The 16,736-nt window shown below is 58.2% G+C and carries 16 protein-coding genes and 1 pseudogene; 8 read left to right on the top strand and 9 right to left on the bottom strand.

Going from position 1 to position 16,736, the window contains the following annotated elements; all coding sequences use genetic code 11:
• Positions 1-258 precede the first annotated feature (258 nt).
• The 4 genes and pseudogenes from CUC44_RS01390 to dnaB all read right to left on the bottom strand — a co-directional run bounded on the left by CUC44_RS01390 (position 259) and on the right by dnaB (position 4,474).
• Positions 259-1,017, bottom strand: coding sequence for a hypothetical protein (locus tag CUC44_RS01390; protein WP_100858217.1), 759 nt, complete (start codon positions 1,015-1,017; stop codon positions 259-261).
• A gap of 634 nt (positions 1,018-1,651) precedes the next feature.
• Positions 1,652-1,765: pseudogene (locus CUC44_RS01385) on the bottom strand (IS1 family transposase); the annotation flags it as partial.
• Between the two features lie 97 nt (positions 1,766-1,862).
• Positions 1,863-2,936 (bottom strand): alanine racemase, encoded by a 1,074-nt coding sequence (alr, locus tag CUC44_RS01380; protein ID WP_100858216.1) that lies wholly within the window; start codon positions 2,934-2,936, stop codon positions 1,863-1,865.
• A 143-nt stretch (positions 2,937-3,079) separates the two neighbouring features.
• Complete coding sequence (gene dnaB, locus CUC44_RS01375) at positions 3,080-4,474, bottom strand: replicative DNA helicase (RefSeq protein ID WP_100858215.1); 1,395 nt, start codon at positions 4,472-4,474, stop codon at positions 3,080-3,082.
• 431 nt (positions 4,475-4,905) lie between these two features.
• Between dnaB and CUC44_RS01370 the strand changes: the two genes are divergently transcribed.
• A complete protein-coding gene (locus tag CUC44_RS01370; protein WP_100858214.1) occupies positions 4,906-5,757 on the top strand; it encodes a Tim44 domain-containing protein in 852 nt (283 codons plus the stop codon).
• Between the two features lie 284 nt (positions 5,758-6,041).
• Here the strand turns inward: CUC44_RS01370 and ushA are convergent, their stop codons facing one another.
• Positions 6,042-7,772: a bifunctional UDP-sugar hydrolase/5'-nucleotidase UshA gene (gene ushA / locus CUC44_RS01365; RefSeq protein WP_100858213.1), complete on the bottom strand. Its 1,731-nt coding sequence runs from the start codon at positions 7,770-7,772 to the stop codon at positions 6,042-6,044.
• Positions 7,773-8,030: 258 nt separating this feature from the next.
• On the opposite strand from ushA, the gene CUC44_RS01360 reads away from it, so the two are divergent.
• From CUC44_RS01360 to CUC44_RS01350, 3 genes are all read left to right on the top strand, one after another.
• Entirely contained in the window at positions 8,031-8,369 is a 339-nt protein-coding gene (locus CUC44_RS01360) for a DUF2956 domain-containing protein (RefSeq protein WP_100858212.1), read from the top strand.
• A 115-nt stretch (positions 8,370-8,484) separates the two neighbouring features.
• Positions 8,485-8,820, top strand: coding sequence for a hypothetical protein (locus CUC44_RS01355; RefSeq protein WP_100858211.1), 336 nt, complete (start codon positions 8,485-8,487; stop codon positions 8,818-8,820).
• A gap of 113 nt (positions 8,821-8,933) precedes the next feature.
• The gene (locus tag CUC44_RS01350) at positions 8,934-9,800 is read left to right on the top strand and encodes a tetratricopeptide repeat protein (RefSeq protein ID WP_100858210.1); all 867 of its coding nucleotides are present in this window, start codon (positions 8,934-8,936) and stop codon (positions 9,798-9,800) included.
• Positions 9,801-9,974: 174 nt separating this feature from the next.
• Here CUC44_RS01350 and CUC44_RS01345 read toward each other — a convergent pair whose 3' ends face one another.
• A complete protein-coding gene (locus tag CUC44_RS01345) occupies positions 9,975-11,381 on the bottom strand; it encodes a sigma-54-dependent transcriptional regulator (RefSeq protein WP_100858209.1) in 1,407 nt (468 codons plus the stop codon).
• A 151-nt stretch (positions 11,382-11,532) separates the two neighbouring features.
• Positions 11,533-12,339 carry an FKBP-type peptidyl-prolyl cis-trans isomerase gene (gene fkpA / locus CUC44_RS01340; RefSeq protein ID WP_100858208.1) on the bottom strand — a complete coding sequence of 269 codons (807 nt, stop codon included), beginning with the start codon at positions 12,337-12,339 and terminating at the stop codon, positions 11,533-11,535.
• Between the two features lie 119 nt (positions 12,340-12,458).
• On the opposite strand from fkpA, the gene CUC44_RS01335 reads away from it, so the two are divergent.
• The gene (locus CUC44_RS01335; protein WP_100858207.1) at positions 12,459-13,427 is read left to right on the top strand and encodes a WD40 repeat domain-containing protein; all 969 of its coding nucleotides are present in this window, start codon (positions 12,459-12,461) and stop codon (positions 13,425-13,427) included.
• A gap of 15 nt (positions 13,428-13,442) precedes the next feature.
• Complete coding sequence (locus CUC44_RS01330) at positions 13,443-13,658, top strand: SlyX family protein (protein ID WP_100858206.1); 216 nt, start codon at positions 13,443-13,445, stop codon at positions 13,656-13,658.
• A 69-nt stretch (positions 13,659-13,727) separates the two neighbouring features.
• Here the strand turns inward: CUC44_RS01330 and CUC44_RS01325 are convergent, their stop codons facing one another.
• Both CUC44_RS01325 and CUC44_RS01320 read right to left on the bottom strand, forming a co-directional pair.
• Positions 13,728-14,363 carry an FKBP-type peptidyl-prolyl cis-trans isomerase gene (locus tag CUC44_RS01325; RefSeq protein WP_100858205.1) on the bottom strand — a complete coding sequence of 212 codons (636 nt, stop codon included), beginning with the start codon at positions 14,361-14,363 and terminating at the stop codon, positions 13,728-13,730.
• Positions 14,364-14,748: 385 nt separating this feature from the next.
• Positions 14,749-14,955, bottom strand: coding sequence for a YheV family putative zinc ribbon protein (locus CUC44_RS01320; RefSeq protein WP_100858204.1), 207 nt, complete (start codon positions 14,953-14,955; stop codon positions 14,749-14,751).
• Between the two features lie 39 nt (positions 14,956-14,994).
• On the opposite strand from CUC44_RS01320, the gene CUC44_RS01315 reads away from it, so the two are divergent.
• Together CUC44_RS01315 and CUC44_RS01310 are read left to right on the top strand one after the other, a co-directional pair.
• A complete protein-coding gene (locus tag CUC44_RS01315; RefSeq protein WP_100858203.1) occupies positions 14,995-15,663 on the top strand; it encodes a helix-turn-helix transcriptional regulator in 669 nt (222 codons plus the stop codon).
• A gap of 143 nt (positions 15,664-15,806) precedes the next feature.
• Entirely contained in the window at positions 15,807-16,706 is a 900-nt protein-coding gene (locus CUC44_RS01310) for a chemotaxis protein CheV (protein WP_100858202.1), read from the top strand.
• Positions 16,707-16,736 lie beyond the last annotated feature (30 nt).

The raw sequence follows: 16,736 nt of genomic DNA, 5'->3' as shown, positions 1-16,736 counted from the left end.
GCAGCACTAACGACTCAAGCCCCGCCGATGCGGGGCTTGAGTTTCTTCAGAGCAAGAGAGCATTAAAAATGCTGTACGGAGATGGTATTCAGCTGACAGTTACCCACCAAAGGGTGTGGTCTACGGCTTCACAACGACTACCCTAACGTTATTTCCAGTACAACCCCCCCTGGAAGAATAGGAAATAAATTAGAGTTTCTACGAGTATCTTGGTAGGCACGCCCTGCCATCAGCGCATATTCGATGTTACTATCCATGTTATTTTTCTCCAAAAATATGATCGCAAGGGCAATGCTTAACATCGTACCCTGTTCGTTCGCATTTTTTTAAACAGGCATCAATATCAGGCTGGCGTTTAAATGAATCATCACTCCTCCAATTCCCCTTTCCATCGTGGATCATGACTGGGCAATAACCTGTATAAACTGATTTTCTTAAAATGCCATTCAATTCAGGTTGATTGATATCTCTATTTAGCTCTTTCATTAACACTGAGTTTATTGGGGATTCATCCAGTAGAACTTCCTCATTAGATTTGGTGGTTACCACCAAATTTATGCTATCTAATTCAATGGGAAGTTCTTCCAGCAAAATACGCTGCCATACTTTACTCTGGAATTTAAAAATAACATAAGGGGGATTGGGTCTGCCCCATTTATTGTAAGAAAGGCATGATGTGGTTGTTAATATAATATATGGCACCCCATCTGATATGTGAAGGGCAAGCGGTGTGAAATTTGCTCTCTTGATATCCCTCCCATACTCATTCTTCCATAAAATATATTCACGAGTACCAGGCATGGTAAATGAAATCGTTTGCTCCTTTATGGGAGGAGATTGCCCTAGTTCACGACGACCACCATAACTCTGTGATCTATCTACCATAATCTTGCTACCATCGTGCAGCACAACCTCTTCCTGCCAACTCACAGTATCAGAAGCAGTGCAAGATAGGATGATGACAAATAAAATAATGAGCAGCATAATCAAACGCCAGAGAATTTTTTTAATATTCATTGCTATCCCCGATACAGATCAGCATCTTTACTTTATGGATATTTATCTCATTCTTCGTTGGTGAGTATCTTCGCAATCAATCTCACTACACGGTCAACCGAGTGTTACGGTCGCAGCGTATTTATTCGAGAGCTTCGTCACCGGTAATTTATATTTTTCGTTTGAAATAACACTAGGGCCAGCACCAGAAACCCATGAAACTAGAGATGTCCGACAGAAACCATGAATAGAATCACCATAGCAACCCCTATTATGCGCCCCATAGTAATCAAGTTTCTCGAACGTGGTCAAAATAGGGTTAAATGCAAACATCTCCGCAAATCGGTTGTATGATCGCACTTTGAAATGAGTAAGAGTGGTATTGACCAGTATGAGCAAAAGAACCCTGCTCATTTTATAACCAAAACAAAGACCGATAAACTGGCTCTGCATTTCGGCTCAACCAAAAAACAATTTGCAAGCCGTGCAGCAACATTGCTGTTAACACTCCCTGTCGATTCCATCACCCAATCCTAGGCTCAATGACATAGAAGACTCGATATTGCCATGCCCTATTGAATCCATCAATGGTGGCAAGACTGACATTTTTAATGTTTACCTTCCGCAGACAACCCTTTCTGGGGAATGCCTCCAATCAGTTGCAGTGATACTTCTCGTTAAAGGCTCCAATCACTTTCTCGTGCATGTCGGCAGAGTGCGAAAAACAGATTGTCTTACCAGCCAGCTATTTAAGCCGGGTCCGACGTGTCTGGTGATAACTCAATCTGCACAAAAAGGCCGCCTTCTGGGGCGGCCTTTTTGAGCATGCTGGCAATCGGATATAGCGCGACTGGGGCTCATAGCCCCTACACATACTCCATAAAGACTCTGGACGTCAGCTTGGTGATCAGCTCATAGGGAATGGTCCCTATCTCCTCGGCCACCCGCTCCACCGGCAGGCCTTCACCCCAGAGCACGGCCTCGTCACCGGCCTTGTCGGTGGCGCCTGGGCCCAGATCCACCGTAGTCATATCCATGGAGACCCGGCCCACCAGGGGCACTATGCGGCCATTGACCAGCACGGACGTGCCGTTGGGCGCCATGCGCGGATAACCGTCGCCGTAACCGATGGCGATAACCCCGAGCCGGGTATCGCGCTCCGATACCCAGTTCGCGCCGTAGCCCACCGGCTCACCGGCCTTGTGATCCCGCACCGCAATAAGCTGGGTTTTGAGGGTCATCACGGGTTTCAGGTCGTAATCCGCTGCCACAGTGCCCGGGAACGGCGATACGCCGTACAGGATGACGCCCGGGCGCACCCAGTCGCAGTGGGAATCCGGCCAGGCCAGGATGCCCGCCGAGTTCGCCATGGCCCGTTCACCCTTGAGGGGGGCGGTCAAGCGGCTGAACAGGTCGATCTGCTCACGGGTGGTGGTTTGATCCAGCTCATCGGAGCGGCTGAAGTGGGTCATGATGTTGAACGGCTGCACCACGTTCTTGCACTTGCCGAGGCGCTCGATAAAGGCGGGCATCTCGTCGGCCCGCACCCCGAGCCGGTGCATGCCGGTATCGAGCTTGAGCCAGGCCACTACGGGGGCCGGCAGCTGGGCCTGCTCCAGCGCTTCGAGCTGCTCCCAGGTGTGCACGGCGGTCTGCAGGTTGTTGGCCGCCAACACAGGCAAGTCTGCGCTCGAGAAGAAGCCCTCCAACAGCACTATGGGTTTGACCACGGCGCAGGAGCGCAGCATCAGCGCCTCCTCGATGCGGGCCACCGCGTAGGCATCCGCATCCACCAGGGTGCGGGCGACCGGCAGCAGGCCATGGCCATAGGCGTTGGCCTTGACCACGGCGATGATCTTGCAGGAGGGGGCGTGGCGTTTGACCACGGCGAGGTTGTGGCGCAGGGCCGCTGTATCGATTTGGGCAATAGCCGCTTTCATCTGTTTTCCCTTACGAGGGCATGTGGCGCGCGGCGCCAGGCACAGAGGTACCAGCCCTTAATAGTCATCGTCTAAGGCCGGACCGGCAGAATTGTCGAACCGGGAAAACTGTGTCTTGTCATCGGGGAGCGATTAGCTCCCGGTTAATAATCGTCGTCAAAGGCCGGGCCTGCGTAGTTGTCGAACCGGGAGAACTGGCCCTGGAAGGTGAGGCGAACACGGCCTATGGGGCCGTTACGCTGCTTGCCTATGATGATCTCGGCGATCCCCTTGTCTGGGCTGTCGTCGTGATACACCTCGTCGCGGTAGATGAACATGATCAAATCCGCATCCTGCTCGATGGAGCCGGATTCCCGCAGATCCGAGTTGACCGGGCGCTTGTCGGCGCGCTGTTCCAGGCTTCGGTTCAACTGGGAGAGCGCCACCACAGGGCATTGCAGCTCTTTCGCCAGCGCCTTGAGGGAGCGGGAGATTTCACCGATTTCCAGGGTCCGATTGTCGGAGAGGGATGGCACCCGCATCAGTTGCAGGTAGTCGATCATGATCATGGAGAGCCCGCCGTGCTCACGAGCGATGCGGCGCGCACGGGAGCGCACGTCGGTCGGGGTCAGGCCGGAGGCGTCGTCTATGTACATCTTGCCCTTCTCGAGCAGGAGCCCCATGGTGGAGGAGAGGCGCGCCCAATCCTCGTCGTCGAGCTGACCGGTCCGCACCTTGGTCTGATCGATGCGCCCCACCGAGGCGAGCATACGCATGATGATCTGCTCGGAGGGCATCTCGAGGGAGAAGATCAGTACAGGCTTGTCGGCGGTCAGCGCCGCATGCTCGCACAGGTTCATGGCAAAGGTGGTCTTGCCCATGGAGGGACGGGCCGCGACGATAATGAGATCCGAGCGCTGCAGACCTGCGGTCATCTTGTCCAGATCCCCGTAACCGCTGGAGACCCCGGTCACCCCGTTGTGAGGGGTCTTGAACAGCTCTTCAATCTTGTCGACCGTCTGCTCCAGGATGAGCTTCAGAGGCTGGGGGCCCTCATTGGCGCTGGTGCGCTGCTCGGCAATCTGGAACACCTTGCTCTCGGCCAGATCCAGCAGATCGCCGGAGGTGCGGCCCTGAGGCTCGTAACCCGCCTCGACTATCTCGTTGGCGACCGAGATCATCTCCCGCACCACGGCCCGCTCGCGCACGATCTCGGCGTAGGCGTTGATGTTGGCGGCGCTCGGGGTATTTTTCGCGATCTCCACCAGATAGGCAAAACCGCCCGACTCTTCCAACTGCTCGGAGCGCTCCAGCTCCTCTTGCAGCGTGATGAGATCGATGGGGTTACCCACGTTGGAGAGGCGGGTCATGGCCTGGAAGATGAGGCGATGGGGACGGCTGTAGAAATCCTTGTCGATCACCCGCTCGGCCACCCGATCCCAGGCATCGTTATCCAGCATAAGGCCGCCCAGTACGGACTGCTCGGCCTCAAAGGAGTGGGGGGGAACTTTCAGCTGTTGTGTCTTGGCGTCTTTTTTCGCCGTCACTTGCTCTGCCATACACATAAAAACCGCAGCGGGAAGGGGACGGGAATTTTACAAAAGAAACCCCGTCATCGCGAGCGCTAATGCGCCCTATTAACCTCACTCTGGCGTAACCGTCCTCCCATGGGTTGCCATCACTGCACCTGGATATGAGGTTGGGCCTCCTCACACTACGATAAAGGGCCAGATCAGGGTCTGATCCTGCACCTTGGCTCTCGCCTTGTTGCGTTGTCTGCGTACCGTCCGACTCGGGCGTCTATTTTTCATGCAACTCTCCTCTTGGGTGCCCCGGAATGGAACAATTTGTTCATGAATAATTCATGCCAAACGTGTTAATCATAGTCACAAGCTGCAACACAAAAAGGGACAGGCAGCCTGCCATGCGCCTCGCTGAGTTTGCACAAGCAGAGCATGCCCCCATCCACATGAGAGTGAAAAGAGTCAAAATGAAAAAGATGCTGACCCTGTTTGCCGTGATCCTGGCCATAGGCCTCGGGGCACCCATCGCCGAAGCCAAGAAATTTGGCGGCGGCAAATCCTTTGGCAAGAGCTACAAGACGGCGCCGGCCCAACCGGCTCCGGCAGCAGCACCAGTGAACGGCAAGAACCCGACCCTGGCTGCGGCGCCCAAGAAGAGTGGCATGATGGGTGGCTTGCTCGGCGGCCTGCTGGCTGGCGGCCTGTTCGCCTACCTGCTGGGTAGCGGCGCCTTCGAAGGTCTGCAGGGCATGGACATGCTGCTGATCGCCCTGCTGGCCCTGGGTGCCGTCTTCCTGTTTCGCGCCATGCGCAAGAACAAGGCGGCGACGGCTCAGCCACAGACAGCCTATGCCGGCTATCAGCCTCCCCAGGCCCCGCAGCAGTTTGAGCAGAGCCACAGCGCCCCCCAGGCGACCGGTTTTGCCGACAGCGACGTGCCGTTCCGTCTGCCCCCGGGCTTTGACATGAATGGTTTCCTGTCCGGTGCCCGCGATCACTATCGCACCCTGCAAGAGGCCTGGAACAAGAACGATCTGGAGAAGGTACGCGAGTACGTGAGCCCTGAGCTGTTCGAACACCTCAAGGCCGAGCGCGCCGAGCTGACCGGCGAGCAGCATACCGAAGTCATGTACGTGGACACCCAGCTGGTCCGTGCCGACTACGGCAGTGACTGGGCCCAGGTCAGCGTACGCTTCAGCGGCCGCTACATGGACCGTCAGGAGAACGTCGAGGAGGACATCAAGGAGGTGTGGCACCTCGAGCGCAACCTGGCCAAGGACAACGCACCCTGGCACATCGCCGGTATCGAGCAGCTGTAAGGCTCTCCATCCGGAAGATATAAAAAGGCGACCTCTGGGTCGCCTTTTTATTTCGGTGTCCTGAATGCTATTGCACTGTGGCAATAACGCCCGGAACAGGCACCACCGTTAATAACAACCACATCAATTTAATGAAGCACCATAAATAAAAGAGGCGACCAATAGGCCGCCTCTTTTATTTTTACTGTGCATTCTTCGTGATCAAATCAATCTTTCAACTACAGTAGAGAACCTTGCAGAAAACTGATTGCATGACCCGATTAGGACTTAAACAAGGTGGTAGTTTATTTACAACCCGTGGTCACTGCACTGTTAATGAAACTCACCTCACCCGCAGGTTCATAGTCAGCAGCATGAATATTCCCCTTGAGCTCCAAATACTCTTTCAGCACTCCAGCATCGACCAACCCAGCATTAATGGTGTTGATAACCGGGTAACCATCGCCACCTGCAGCACTGAAGCTAGGAATAGAGAAACTGTAAGCAGTACTGGGGTTAAATGCTTTGCCACCGACAGAGGTAATAGCGACGCTCTTGGCTTGGCAATCAACCTGCATATTAATGCCGCCAAACTGGGGATAACCACCATCACTGCCAGTCGCGGCCCTGGTCGCAAGTTTAGCCAGATAGACTTCCAATTCAGCCCCCGTCATCGTCGCCTTGTTGACAGTATTGCCAAACGGATGAACGGTCAGTACTGAGCCATATGTGATAGTACCGGTAGCAATTGATGCCCTAACGCCACCTGAGTTCACGATACCGAAATCTGCCCCCAACTTTTCAGCAGTCGCTGTAGTGATGAGTCGACCCAAGTTAGTTTGCTTGCTGCGTACGTCCGCCTTATCGCCATTGAGGCGGCCATCAGTGCTGGCAATCTCGACTCCAAGCTCCTGCTGACCCTTTTCCTGATAGGGCAACAGCGTGTTGTAGAGTTCAGCATCTTTGGTGATGGCTTCCTGGAACAGCTGCATCTTGGTGATGTCTTTGGTCACATTACCTTGTGCATCAATGGCTTCATTCTTGGAATTACGCTTCACCAGATTGACCGGAATCAGTTCATAGCTGGTCAGGGTCAGCTTGCCATTCTGGTAGTCAAACTGGGCACGCCCCACATACTTGCCCCACTCGTGGGCCTGCATGATCCAGGTGCCGTTTTGCTGGTCCGGCAGACAGTCGTCACCCGGCTTGAAGCTGGCGTACTTGTTCGGAGTGCCCGGCTCCATGCAGACCGGGTTCTGGGAGTGACCACCAATGATGGCATCCAGGGTACCGGCCGGCAGCGCGCGTGCCATCTCCACATCTCCCGGGGCATTGCTGCCGTGCAGACCATTCTCGTAATGACCCATGTGGGTGATGGCGAAGACAAGGTTCGCTTCCTTGTTGCTGCGGATCTGCTGGCCCAGCTTGGCCGCTTCCGTTGTCGGATCGCGGAATTCCAGGGTCTTGACGTTGTTGGGATCCACCAGCTGGGCTGTGTCTTCCGTGGTCAAGCCCAGCACGGCGACCTTGAGGCCGTTGTCCAGCTTGAACACCTTGTAGGGGTCGAAATAGTGCTTGCCGCTGGCCTTGTCGTAGATGTTGGCAGACAGCATGGGGAACTTGGCCCACCCACGCTGCTTCTCGAGGACGCTCAAGGGGTTATCGAACTCGTGGTTGCCCACCGCCATGGCATCGTAGCGGATGCTGTTCATACCGATGAAATCGGGTTCGGCATCCTGCAGATCGGACTCCGGCACCCCTGTATTCACGTCACCACCGGACAGCACCAGCACCTCGCTGCCCGCTGCCTTGGCCTCGCTGCGCAGGCGCTCGACCAGGGTCTTCTGAGCGGCCATACCATATTCACCCTCGGCGTTGTGCCAGAAACGGCCGTGGGTATCATTGGTATGCAGGACGGTCAGTTTGCAGACATTTTCGGTACAGGGGGCGACACTTTCATTCTTGGAGGAATTGCAACCACTCAGAGCGGCGAGCACAGCCAGTGCGACACTTCCTTTGATAAATTTATAATGCATTTCCATATCACCTTTTTATATTGTTATTGGACGACCCAGCCTCGGGTCGGGCGGTAATATAACAAACAACCTGTGACGCTTTTTCATCGACGACTCACAAATTCCGCTAAATGTGATCACCCCCGCAACCTGTTTTCCTATTCCGATATTCACGCCATTCTCCATGCCTCTGACACCCTATTTCGGCTCAGGGGATGGCAGCCTGGCGGTCGCAGTTATGGCATACTTGCCGCCAATCGATGCCAAGGAGAGCCTTGAATGGCCAAGTACGACAAGATTTCCCCCGAGACCCAGCAAGAGGCGATGAAGATAGCCCGTGCCAACCAGAAGCCGGGCCAGACCAAGGAGCAGACCCAGCTGATCGCCCAGGGGGTCCAGAAGGGCATAGACGAATACAAGAAGCAGATGAAGGCCAGGGCACGGGAAGCCAGTCGTCAGAAGAAGCTGCAAGCCAAGGCAAAGACGCTGCCGCAAGGCGAGCAGGAAGAAGAGAGCGAGGTCGAGGTGATCGAGCTCTCCCGCCAGCATCCCCTGCCCTGGGTCTTGCTGGTGTTGAGCTGGCTGGCATTCGCCGGCGCCTGGTTCTGGCTGCGTTAAGCCAGTCCCAGCAAACCTTTGCCTGAGATCGGCCTCACAGCCCGGGGCCTAGGTGCTGGTCATCCCCTCCCCTGGCTGATTAAATTCGCCCCCCATCATCTGGAGAGCCTCTACCATGAACCCGGCCCCGCTCTATCTGTTGGCCCCCCTGGTGCTGTTTATCGTCACCCTGGTGCTCTATCGCATCTCGCCGCTGCGCGCCGTCGCCTCCGGCAGCGCCCGCTGGTTCATCCTGCCTGCGTTTACCCTCTTCATCCTGCTCATCGTCATCAATGGCGCGGCCGATCCTGCCCAACGCAGCCCCGGCTTTCACTGGCTGATGCCCGGCCTTGGCTTTGCCCTTAGCCTGTTCCCGGCCCTGCCCAAGGCGCTGGTACCCCGTCTGGCCATCAAAGAGGGAGCATTCGCCGCCCTCGGCCTGATGCTGATGAGCCTGGCCATGGTGTATTAAGCGCCGAGTGTGTTGATTGCTGACTGACCGAGAGGCGCCCTGTGACGGGCGCCTCTTGTACAAACAATGGCCGATTGGCATCTTGGTGGCAGGAATGCCAGCCAGGAGGCCAGATGAGCAACCCGCCCGACTTCATGACCCTGTGGGATTATCAGGATCCCGCCGCCAGCGCAGAGCGCTTTCATGCCCTGTTGCCCGAGGCGCGCGCCGCCGATCTGCAGTACGAGCTGGAGTTACTGACCCAGATAGCTCGCACCCACTCCCTACGGCGCCAGTTTGCAGAGGCGCACCAACTGCTGGACGAGATAGAACCCCGCCTCACCGATACCACCCCGCGAGCCCGCCTTCGCGCCCTGCTGGAGCGCGGCCGCTGTTTCAACTCCGCCGGCGACAAGGCCAGTGCCAAGCCGCTGTTTGAGCAGGCCTGGCAGCTTGGGCTCAGGCAGGGGGAGGAGTTCTTGGCAATAGATGCTGCCCATATGGTGGCCATCACCGCACCGCTGGAGGAGCAGAGCCGCTGGCATCAGCTGGCGATGACACTGGTCGAGCGCAGCCGGGACGAACGGGCGCAAGGCTGGCTGCCGAGCCTTTACAACAATCAGGGCTGGACCCTGTTCGAACTGGGGCGCTTTGAGGAGGCCAGGAGCTGTCAGCAGAAGTGTCTGAACTGGCATGAGCAGCACGGCAATCCGGCCAAGGCCTTTATCGCCCGCTGGAGCCTGGCACGCCTCACCCGGGCGCAAGGGCTGCACGAGCAGGCGATGGGGGAGCTGAAGCAGTTGCAGGCAGATATGGCGGAGATCAAGGAGCCCGAGGATGGCTATCTGTTCGAGGAGCTGGGGGAGAACGGCCTGATGCTGGACGATCCGGCCACCCCAGAGTACTTTGCCCGCGCCTGGTTCCTGTTGTCACGGGATGGCTGGCTGCAGGCCAACGAAGGGGAGCGGCTGGCGAGGCTCAAGCGTCTCGCCAAGCTCTAGCAAACAAGGTTCAAAGCCGAAGGGCGACCAGTTGGCCGCCCCGCACGCACCTTCATCGGCAAAGGATGATGGATGTCATCCCGATACTGGCATCAGCCCTGGCTTGCCTCTTCTCAGCCCTGTTTCTTGCGATAGATGGGTTGAGAAAAAGTAGTCTGAGCGTCCATCAAACCATCAGCCCAGATTTGCTTCTTCCCAGCCCTGTTTCTTGCGATAGATAGTCGAGGGACTGATCTCCAGCAGGGCCGCCGCCTTGGGGATGTTGCCATCACAGCTGGCGATGGCCTGCTCTATGGTCTCCTTCTCCACCAGCCAGAGCGGACGGATTTGGGCGCTGCGCGGCGCAAGAGCGCTCACCACATCTGGCACCACAGAGGCCAGGGCCAGCATGGCGCCACTGCGGCTGCCATTGAGGGGCGGCGGCAAGATATCCAGACTCACCAGCTCCTTGTCGTTGAGCACCACTATGTTGCGCACCACGTTCTGCAGCTCGCGCACGTTGCCGGGCCAGGGGTAATCGAGCAGCACCCGCACCACATTGGCATCGAAGTCTTTGAAACGTTTGTTCTCTTCCTTCGCATAACGCAGCAGAAGATCTCGCGCTAATAGCAGAATATCCTCTCCCCGCTCCCGCAGGGGGGGCAGGCTGAGGGGAATGACGTGCAGTCGGTAGTAGAGATCTTCTCGAAAACGGCCCGCCTTCACCTCCACCAGGGGATCCCGGTTGGTGGCACAGACGAAGCGCACATCCACCGTCTCCAGCTTGCCGCTACCAACCCGCTGCAAGGTACCGGTCTGGATGAAGCGCAGCAGCTTGCTCTGCAGATCCAAGTCCATCTCGCAGATCTCATCGAGGAACAGGGTGCCGCCGTCCGCCAGGCTGGCCGCCCCCTTGCGATCCCCCTGGGCACCGGTAAAGGATCCCTTCACGTGGCCGAAGATCTCGCTCTCCATCAGATCATGGGGAATGGCGGCGCAGTTGAGCGCGATAAAAGGCTGCTCCCCGCGTGGGCTGCACTGATGAATGGCCTCGGCACACACCTCCTTGCCGGTGCCGCTTTCGCCTGTGATAAACACGGTCGCCTTGCTCGGCGCCGCGCTCTCTATGATGCGGTAGACCGCCTGCATGGGCATGGAGGCGCCGATGAAACCGGCGAACGAGCTGCGCTCGAAGTTTTCCCGATACTGGGCCACCAGCGAGCTGAGTTGTTGATGGGTCAGGGCGTTACGCGCGGTGGCACACAGTCGCTTGCCATCGAACGGCTTGGTCAGAAAATCGAAGGCCCCGTGCCGCATCGCCTCCACCGCCACATCCACCGAGCCGTGGGCGGTGATCACCACCACGGAGCAGGGCAGTTGCTGTTCGGTGATCTGCTGCAATATGTCCATGCCGGACATGTCGGGCAGCTCCAGATCCAGCAGCACCACGGGGGGCGGGCTCGCCATCAGCTGCGCCAGCGCCTGCTGGCCACAGTCGGCCAGCACGACCTCGTAGCCATCCTGGGCCAGGTATTGCTCATAGACGACGGCCAGGCTGCGGGTGTCTTCCACCAACAGGACGCGAGGTTTGCTTTCAGCCACGGGATCCATCCTTGCGATTGATTTTGTTGTCTATTCTGGGGGCTAGTCGGCGCACACTCAAGATGCGGCTAGCCTATTTCTTCTCCCGCCGGCGGCGGAGCGAACCAAGTAAAACGGCTCCCTGAGGAGCCGTTTTTGTGCAGTTTCCTGCTTATTTCTTCGCGTCGGCAGCATCGGCGGCCGGCTTCTCGATGGCCAGCAACTCGACGTCAAATACCAGCACGGCGTTGGCCGGGATGGAACCCGCGCCATGCTCGCCATAGGCCAGTTTGGACGGCAGGAAGAACTTGAACTTGGAACCGACCGGCATCAGCTGCACGCCTTCGGTCCAGCCCGGGATCACCTGGTTGAGCGGGAAGGTTGCCGGCTCGCCACGATCGACGGAGCTGTCGAACTTGGTGCCATCGGTCAGGGTGCCGGTGTAGTGAACCTTGACGATGTCGGTGGCCTTGGGCTTGGCGCCGTCACCCATCTTCTCGACCAGATATTGCAGGCCGGATTCGGTGCTCTTCACGCCCTCTTTCTTGGCGTTGGCGGCCAGGTACTCGTCACCCTTCTTCAGGTTGTCCACGGCGTCTTTGTCAGCCTTGGCCTTGGTCAACTCGTTGATCTTGGCGTCGTACTCTTGCAGAACCTTCTGGATCTCTTCGTCGGTCATGCTGGCTTCTTTGCCCAGACCGTCGGTCACCCCTTTGAGGATGACGGTGTTATCCAGCTTGATACCGAGCTCTTGCTGACGCTCCAGGGTGTTGGCGATATAACGACCCATGGAGAGGCCGATTGCATAGCCGGATTGCTCTTCAAAGCTCTTGGCTTCAGCCTTGGGGGCCTCTGCCGGCTTGCTGGCTTCTGCCTTGACCTCTGCGGTATTAGCAGCAGGCTTCTCGTCTTTTTGGCAAGCAGTCAGACCGACGGCAACGGCCGCAGCCAACAGGGACACCTTCAGAAAATTGTTCATCAGTTTCTCCAAAACTCTAAATACCGCTCTCGGTTCCTTCGTGAAATGAGAGGTTTATCGTGATAAGCGCCTTATACTAACGCCCTGATCGCAGGTAACGAAAGCATGAGACAGGAAAAATGATCAAAAGTGCCATTTATCTCCTCGCGATTTGCCTGATGCTGACGGGTTGCGAACAGAGCTCATCACCAGACCAGCAGATCCGCCTCGCCGATCAGGGCTTATTGAGTGCGGATCTGAGCCAGGATGGCCAGCTGGCCATCGCCTCCAGCCTGAGCCAGGGGACAGTGGTGTGGGATCTTGCCCTCGGCAAGGAACGCTGGCGCTGGCGCCAGTCCGATGACCAGAATGACTTCGTGACCCTCACCCGTTTCTCCCCAGGCGACAGCCACGCCATCACGGCAAGCCAGCACACCTTCGCCATCTGGCGTCTGCAAGATGGCCAGTCCCAAGGCTACTATTCGCTTCCTGAATCCAGCCTGAGGGACGCGGCACTGTCTGCCGATGGCCGTCAGGTGCTGATCGGACGTGCCGACGGCAAGGCCGAGTGGGTGGATACCCAGAGCGGTCGCAGGCTGCAGTTCCTCGGTCACACAGAACAGGTCAATACGGTGGATCTCTCCGCCAATGGCCGCTACGCCCTCACCGGTGGCAATGACTATAGCGCCTACCTGTGGGACACCGGCACCGGCCAAGTGGTGTGGCGCTTCAATCACGGCGGCCGGGTGGTGATGGCGCGGCTGGAGCCAAGCGGGCGCTACGCCTTCACCGCCGACAGCCATCAGGCCACCATCTGGGATCTCAACACCGGCAAGGCGCTGAGCCGCCTGCAGTTCGATCACCGCTTCGAGGTCTATACCAGCGCTCGCTTCGCCAACGACGGTCAATGGCTCATCACGGGCTCCCCCTCCCGCCAACTGCTCCTGTGGCAAGTCAGCGACGGCAGCCTGCTGCAGAGCTGGCGTGTCTCCCCCCGTCCCAAGGTGAAACCATCGAGCGCTGTGGTCTATGGCGTGGCTTTGCGCGACAATAGCCACATCGTCAGCGCCAGTTCCAGTGGCCTGGCCGAAATCTGGACTATCAAGTAAAGGACCAAAAGGCCCATGAGTCAGCAAGTTAACGATCGCCTCGAGACCCTGGAAAGCCGTCTCGCCTACGCCGAATACACGGTGGAGCAACTCAATCAGGAGGTGACCACCCAGGGCCGTGAGCTGGATCGGCTCAAGCACCAGATCCAGCTGCTGGTAGACAAGCTGCAGAGCGTGCAGCCAAGCCAGATAGCCAGCATGGCCGAAGAGACGCCGCCGCCGCACTATTGAGCCCAGCCGGTGTTCGGCGCCCATAAAAAAACCCGCGATAGACGCGGGTTTTTTTATTGAGCAGGCAGATCAGTGCTGGTGACCCTTGCCACCGCAACCGCCGCCGCCACAGCAACCGCCGTGACCATGGTCATCACCGTGGTCATGACCGTGATCGTGGCCGTGACCACCGCCGCAGCAACCGCCGTGCTCATGGCCGTGATCGTGGTCATGGTCGTGGCCATGATCGTGACCGCAGCCGCCGGCACCGTGAACGTGGCCGTGAGCCAGCTCTTCGGCAGTGGCGGCACGGACGTCCTTGATCTCGACCTTGAAGCCCAGGGTCACGCCGGCCAGCGGATGGTTACCGTCAACCTTGATGAACTCTTCGGACACTTCGATGACGGTCACCGGGCGGTGGCCATCGTCGGTCTCGGCCACAAAAGTATCCCCTTCAGACACTTCCATGCCATCGAACAGCTCGCCCGGCACTTCTTGCACCAGGTTCTCGTCATATTCGCCATAGGCCTGGCTCGGGGTCAGGGTGACGTCGAACGCCTCGCCCACGCTACGGCCTTCCAGCTCGGCTTCGAGGCCGGAGACCAGATAACGGGTACCGTGCAGATACACCAGAGGCTCTTTACCGACAGTGGTGTCGATGACTTCACCGTGTTCGTCGGTGACCGTGTATTCCAGCGTAACCACGCTCAGGGGAGCTACTTTCATGTCAGGGATCCTGCGGATAGAAAAAAACGGGGCCAGAATACCTCAAAAAGGCGGCCAAGCATATGATCTGCCCCCGAGCTGCGTGCTGAAAAAATCAGCAGACCACAACGGCGCCAACCTTATGCCGGATGTCTCTGGGTGACCCTGTCAGGAGCGAAACAGCCGGAGGACGGATTCGGCCTTATGGGCCATTCCGCCCTCATCAGCAACGAGAGGTCCCGAAGGCGGACTCGACCTCACGGATAATGTCGCCCGCCTCAGGTTTCGCTCTGAATGTCTGGTTGACCCTGATAAAGAACGAGAGACCCCGAGGGCGGACTCGACTTCACGGATAATGTCACCATATCAGCCACCTAAGACAGCATTTCGTATGCCTGACGGGCTCTTATTCGGGACGAAACACCCCTATGACCTGTTCGGTCTCGCGGGTCGCCTTGTCCACCTCGGCCTGGGTCTGCACCTGGGTATCCCCACAGTCGACACAGGTCACCTTCTCGACTCCATGCTCCATATACAGCATCATGTTGTCCATCTTGCCGCACGCCGGGCAAACCGCACCGGCAATGAAGCGCTTTTTACGTCTGGTTTCCATTTTTGTTACCTCCAGGCAGCATCATATCAGGGTTTTTACATGCATCACGCCATCGAATATCAGCATTTTTCCACTCCTCATCTGCAGGTCGGTGCCCGCAAGCGCTCCCCCACGGGTCAGCTGCTGCGGGTGACTCAGGGAGCGGCGCTGCTGAGACTCGGCGCCCATGAGCTGTTGCTGACCGCGGGCAGCCACTTCTGGCTGTGCGCCGATGCCCTCGCCGCCTTCACTCCCCTGGCCGGCAGCCGGGTCGATCAGCTGACCTGCTCCCTGCGCGTGGCGCAGCCCGCTCAGGCGGGCTGGGTGCAGCCCACCCCCTTGCTGGATGCCCTGCTCGGCAGCCTGGCCGGCTGGGACCGGGATCCTGACTGGCAAGGGGCTTATGGTGATCGCCTGCGGGTCATAGTGGACGAGCTGCTGACCTGCCCCATCGCCCCCCAGGCCAACCAATCGCTGCAAGCGGCCTGGCAAGCGCTGCAGGCGGGCAAGTCCGTTGATGTGCAGCCCCTCGCAGCCGCCGGTCTCGACCCCCAGTCCCTGCAGGCCCAGTGGCAGTTGCTGCAGGCGGCGCGTCTGCTTCGAAGCGGCAGCAAGCCGGCCCAGGTGATAGGCAAGCTCGGTTATCGGGATGAGACCGCGCTGGCCGAGGCTTGCCAGCAGTGGCTCGGGCAGCCCCTCGATACCCTGTCCCAGTCAGCCTCGGCCTGAGCCAAACAAGGAAAGAAATAATGGTGAAAGGGATCCAGTTTTGCGGCTCGCGGTCGCTAATAACAGACGAGTCATCCCGTTCACCATCTTCTATGCTGAACACCACACTGACCGCCCCCGTTTAGATCAACAGGACATCCGCCATGACGAGCAAGGCCAACCAATCCCAGGGCATGTTGCTGTTTCACCTCTCCGCCAGGCAATCTTTTGCCATCGGCACTCTCAAGGTGAAGGAGATAGTGCCCTACACCCAGCTCACAGCGCTGCCTCATTCGCACCCGACCGTGCTCGGCGCCGCCAGCATGCGGGGCACCACCATTCCGGTGATCGACATGGCGATGGCGGTGGGCTACAGGCCCATTGCCCGGGAGGAGATGGCCCAGTGCTTCATCATCATCACGGATTGCCGTCGCACCCTGGTGGGCTTCCTGGTGCGCGGCATCGACAAGATCACCGAGTGCAACTGGCGTGATATCGAGCCGCCGCCCCCCTCCCTTGGCAACAATGTGTTCGTGACCGGGGTGACCAAGGTCGGCGAGCAGCTGATCCAGCTGCTGGACGTGGAGCTGATCCTCTCCCGGGTCTACCCGGACGATCCCAGCCACCTCTATCCTGTGCTGACCGACGTGCAGCGCGAGCGGCTCAAGCCGATGCGGATCCTGCTGGTGGACGACTCCTCGGTCGCTCGTCGCCAGCTGATGGCGGCGCTGGATTACATCAATATCCCTTACGAGGTCTGCACCAACGGCCGCGACGCCCTCAGCCTGATGCAGGGCAAGGTGGGTCAGGGCAGCCGTATCGACATCCTGGTGAGCGACATCGAGATGCCGGGCCTGGATGGCTACGAGCTGGCGTTCGAGGTGCAGAGCGATCCCAAACTGGCGGAGGCGTATATCATCTTGCACACCTCCCTCTCCAGCGAGATCAGCGTGGAGCGCGCCCACCAGGTGGGTGCTCACGAGGCGCTGACCAAGTTTGAGGCCAACGAGCTGATCCAGGCCATGCTGCGCGGTGCCGAGCACCACGATCGCCTGCCCGCCTGATGTCTGACGATGGTGGCGAGTATCCGGCTC

Origin of the sequence: Aeromonas lusitana (assembly GCF_002812985.1) — a bacterium.
GTDB classification, from domain to species: Bacteria; Pseudomonadota; Gammaproteobacteria; order Enterobacterales; family Aeromonadaceae; genus Aeromonas; species Aeromonas lusitana.
The sequence above is the reverse complement of the archived record's forward strand: the minus strand, read 5'-3'. Positions and strand labels throughout refer to the sequence as shown.

Bases quoted from the DNA above. Each gene is read 5' to 3' on its own strand.
- CUC44_RS01390 (WP_100858217.1), bottom strand. From the start codon at position 1,017: ATGAATATTAAAAAAATTCTCTGGCGTTTGATTATGCTGCTCATTATT.
- alr (WP_100858216.1), bottom strand. From the start codon at position 2,936: ATGAAAGCGGCTATTGCCCAAATCGATACAGCGGCCCTGCGCCACAAC.
- dnaB (WP_100858215.1), bottom strand. From the start codon at position 4,474: ATGGCAGAGCAAGTGACGGCGAAAAAAGACGCCAAGACACAACAGCTG.
- CUC44_RS01370 (WP_100858214.1), top strand. From the start codon at position 4,906: ATGAAAAAGATGCTGACCCTGTTTGCCGTGATCCTGGCCATAGGCCTC.
- ushA (WP_100858213.1), bottom strand. From the start codon at position 7,772: ATGCATTATAAATTTATCAAAGGAAGTGTCGCACTGGCTGTGCTCGCC.
- CUC44_RS01360 (WP_100858212.1), top strand. From the start codon at position 8,031: ATGGCCAAGTACGACAAGATTTCCCCCGAGACCCAGCAAGAGGCGATG.
- CUC44_RS01355 (WP_100858211.1), top strand. From the start codon at position 8,485: ATGAACCCGGCCCCGCTCTATCTGTTGGCCCCCCTGGTGCTGTTTATC.
- CUC44_RS01350 (WP_100858210.1), top strand. From the start codon at position 8,934: ATGAGCAACCCGCCCGACTTCATGACCCTGTGGGATTATCAGGATCCC.
- fkpA (WP_100858208.1), bottom strand. From the start codon at position 12,339: ATGAACAATTTTCTGAAGGTGTCCCTGTTGGCTGCGGCCGTTGCCGTC.
- CUC44_RS01335 (WP_100858207.1), top strand. From the start codon at position 12,459: ATGATCAAAAGTGCCATTTATCTCCTCGCGATTTGCCTGATGCTGACG.
- CUC44_RS01330 (WP_100858206.1), top strand. From the start codon at position 13,443: ATGAGTCAGCAAGTTAACGATCGCCTCGAGACCCTGGAAAGCCGTCTC.
- CUC44_RS01325 (WP_100858205.1), bottom strand. From the start codon at position 14,363: ATGAAAGTAGCTCCCCTGAGCGTGGTTACGCTGGAATACACGGTCACC.
- CUC44_RS01320 (WP_100858204.1), bottom strand. From the start codon at position 14,955: ATGGAAACCAGACGTAAAAAGCGCTTCATTGCCGGTGCGGTTTGCCCG.
- CUC44_RS01315 (WP_100858203.1), top strand. From the start codon at position 14,995: ATGCATCACGCCATCGAATATCAGCATTTTTCCACTCCTCATCTGCAG.
- CUC44_RS01310 (WP_100858202.1), top strand. From the start codon at position 15,807: ATGACGAGCAAGGCCAACCAATCCCAGGGCATGTTGCTGTTTCACCTC.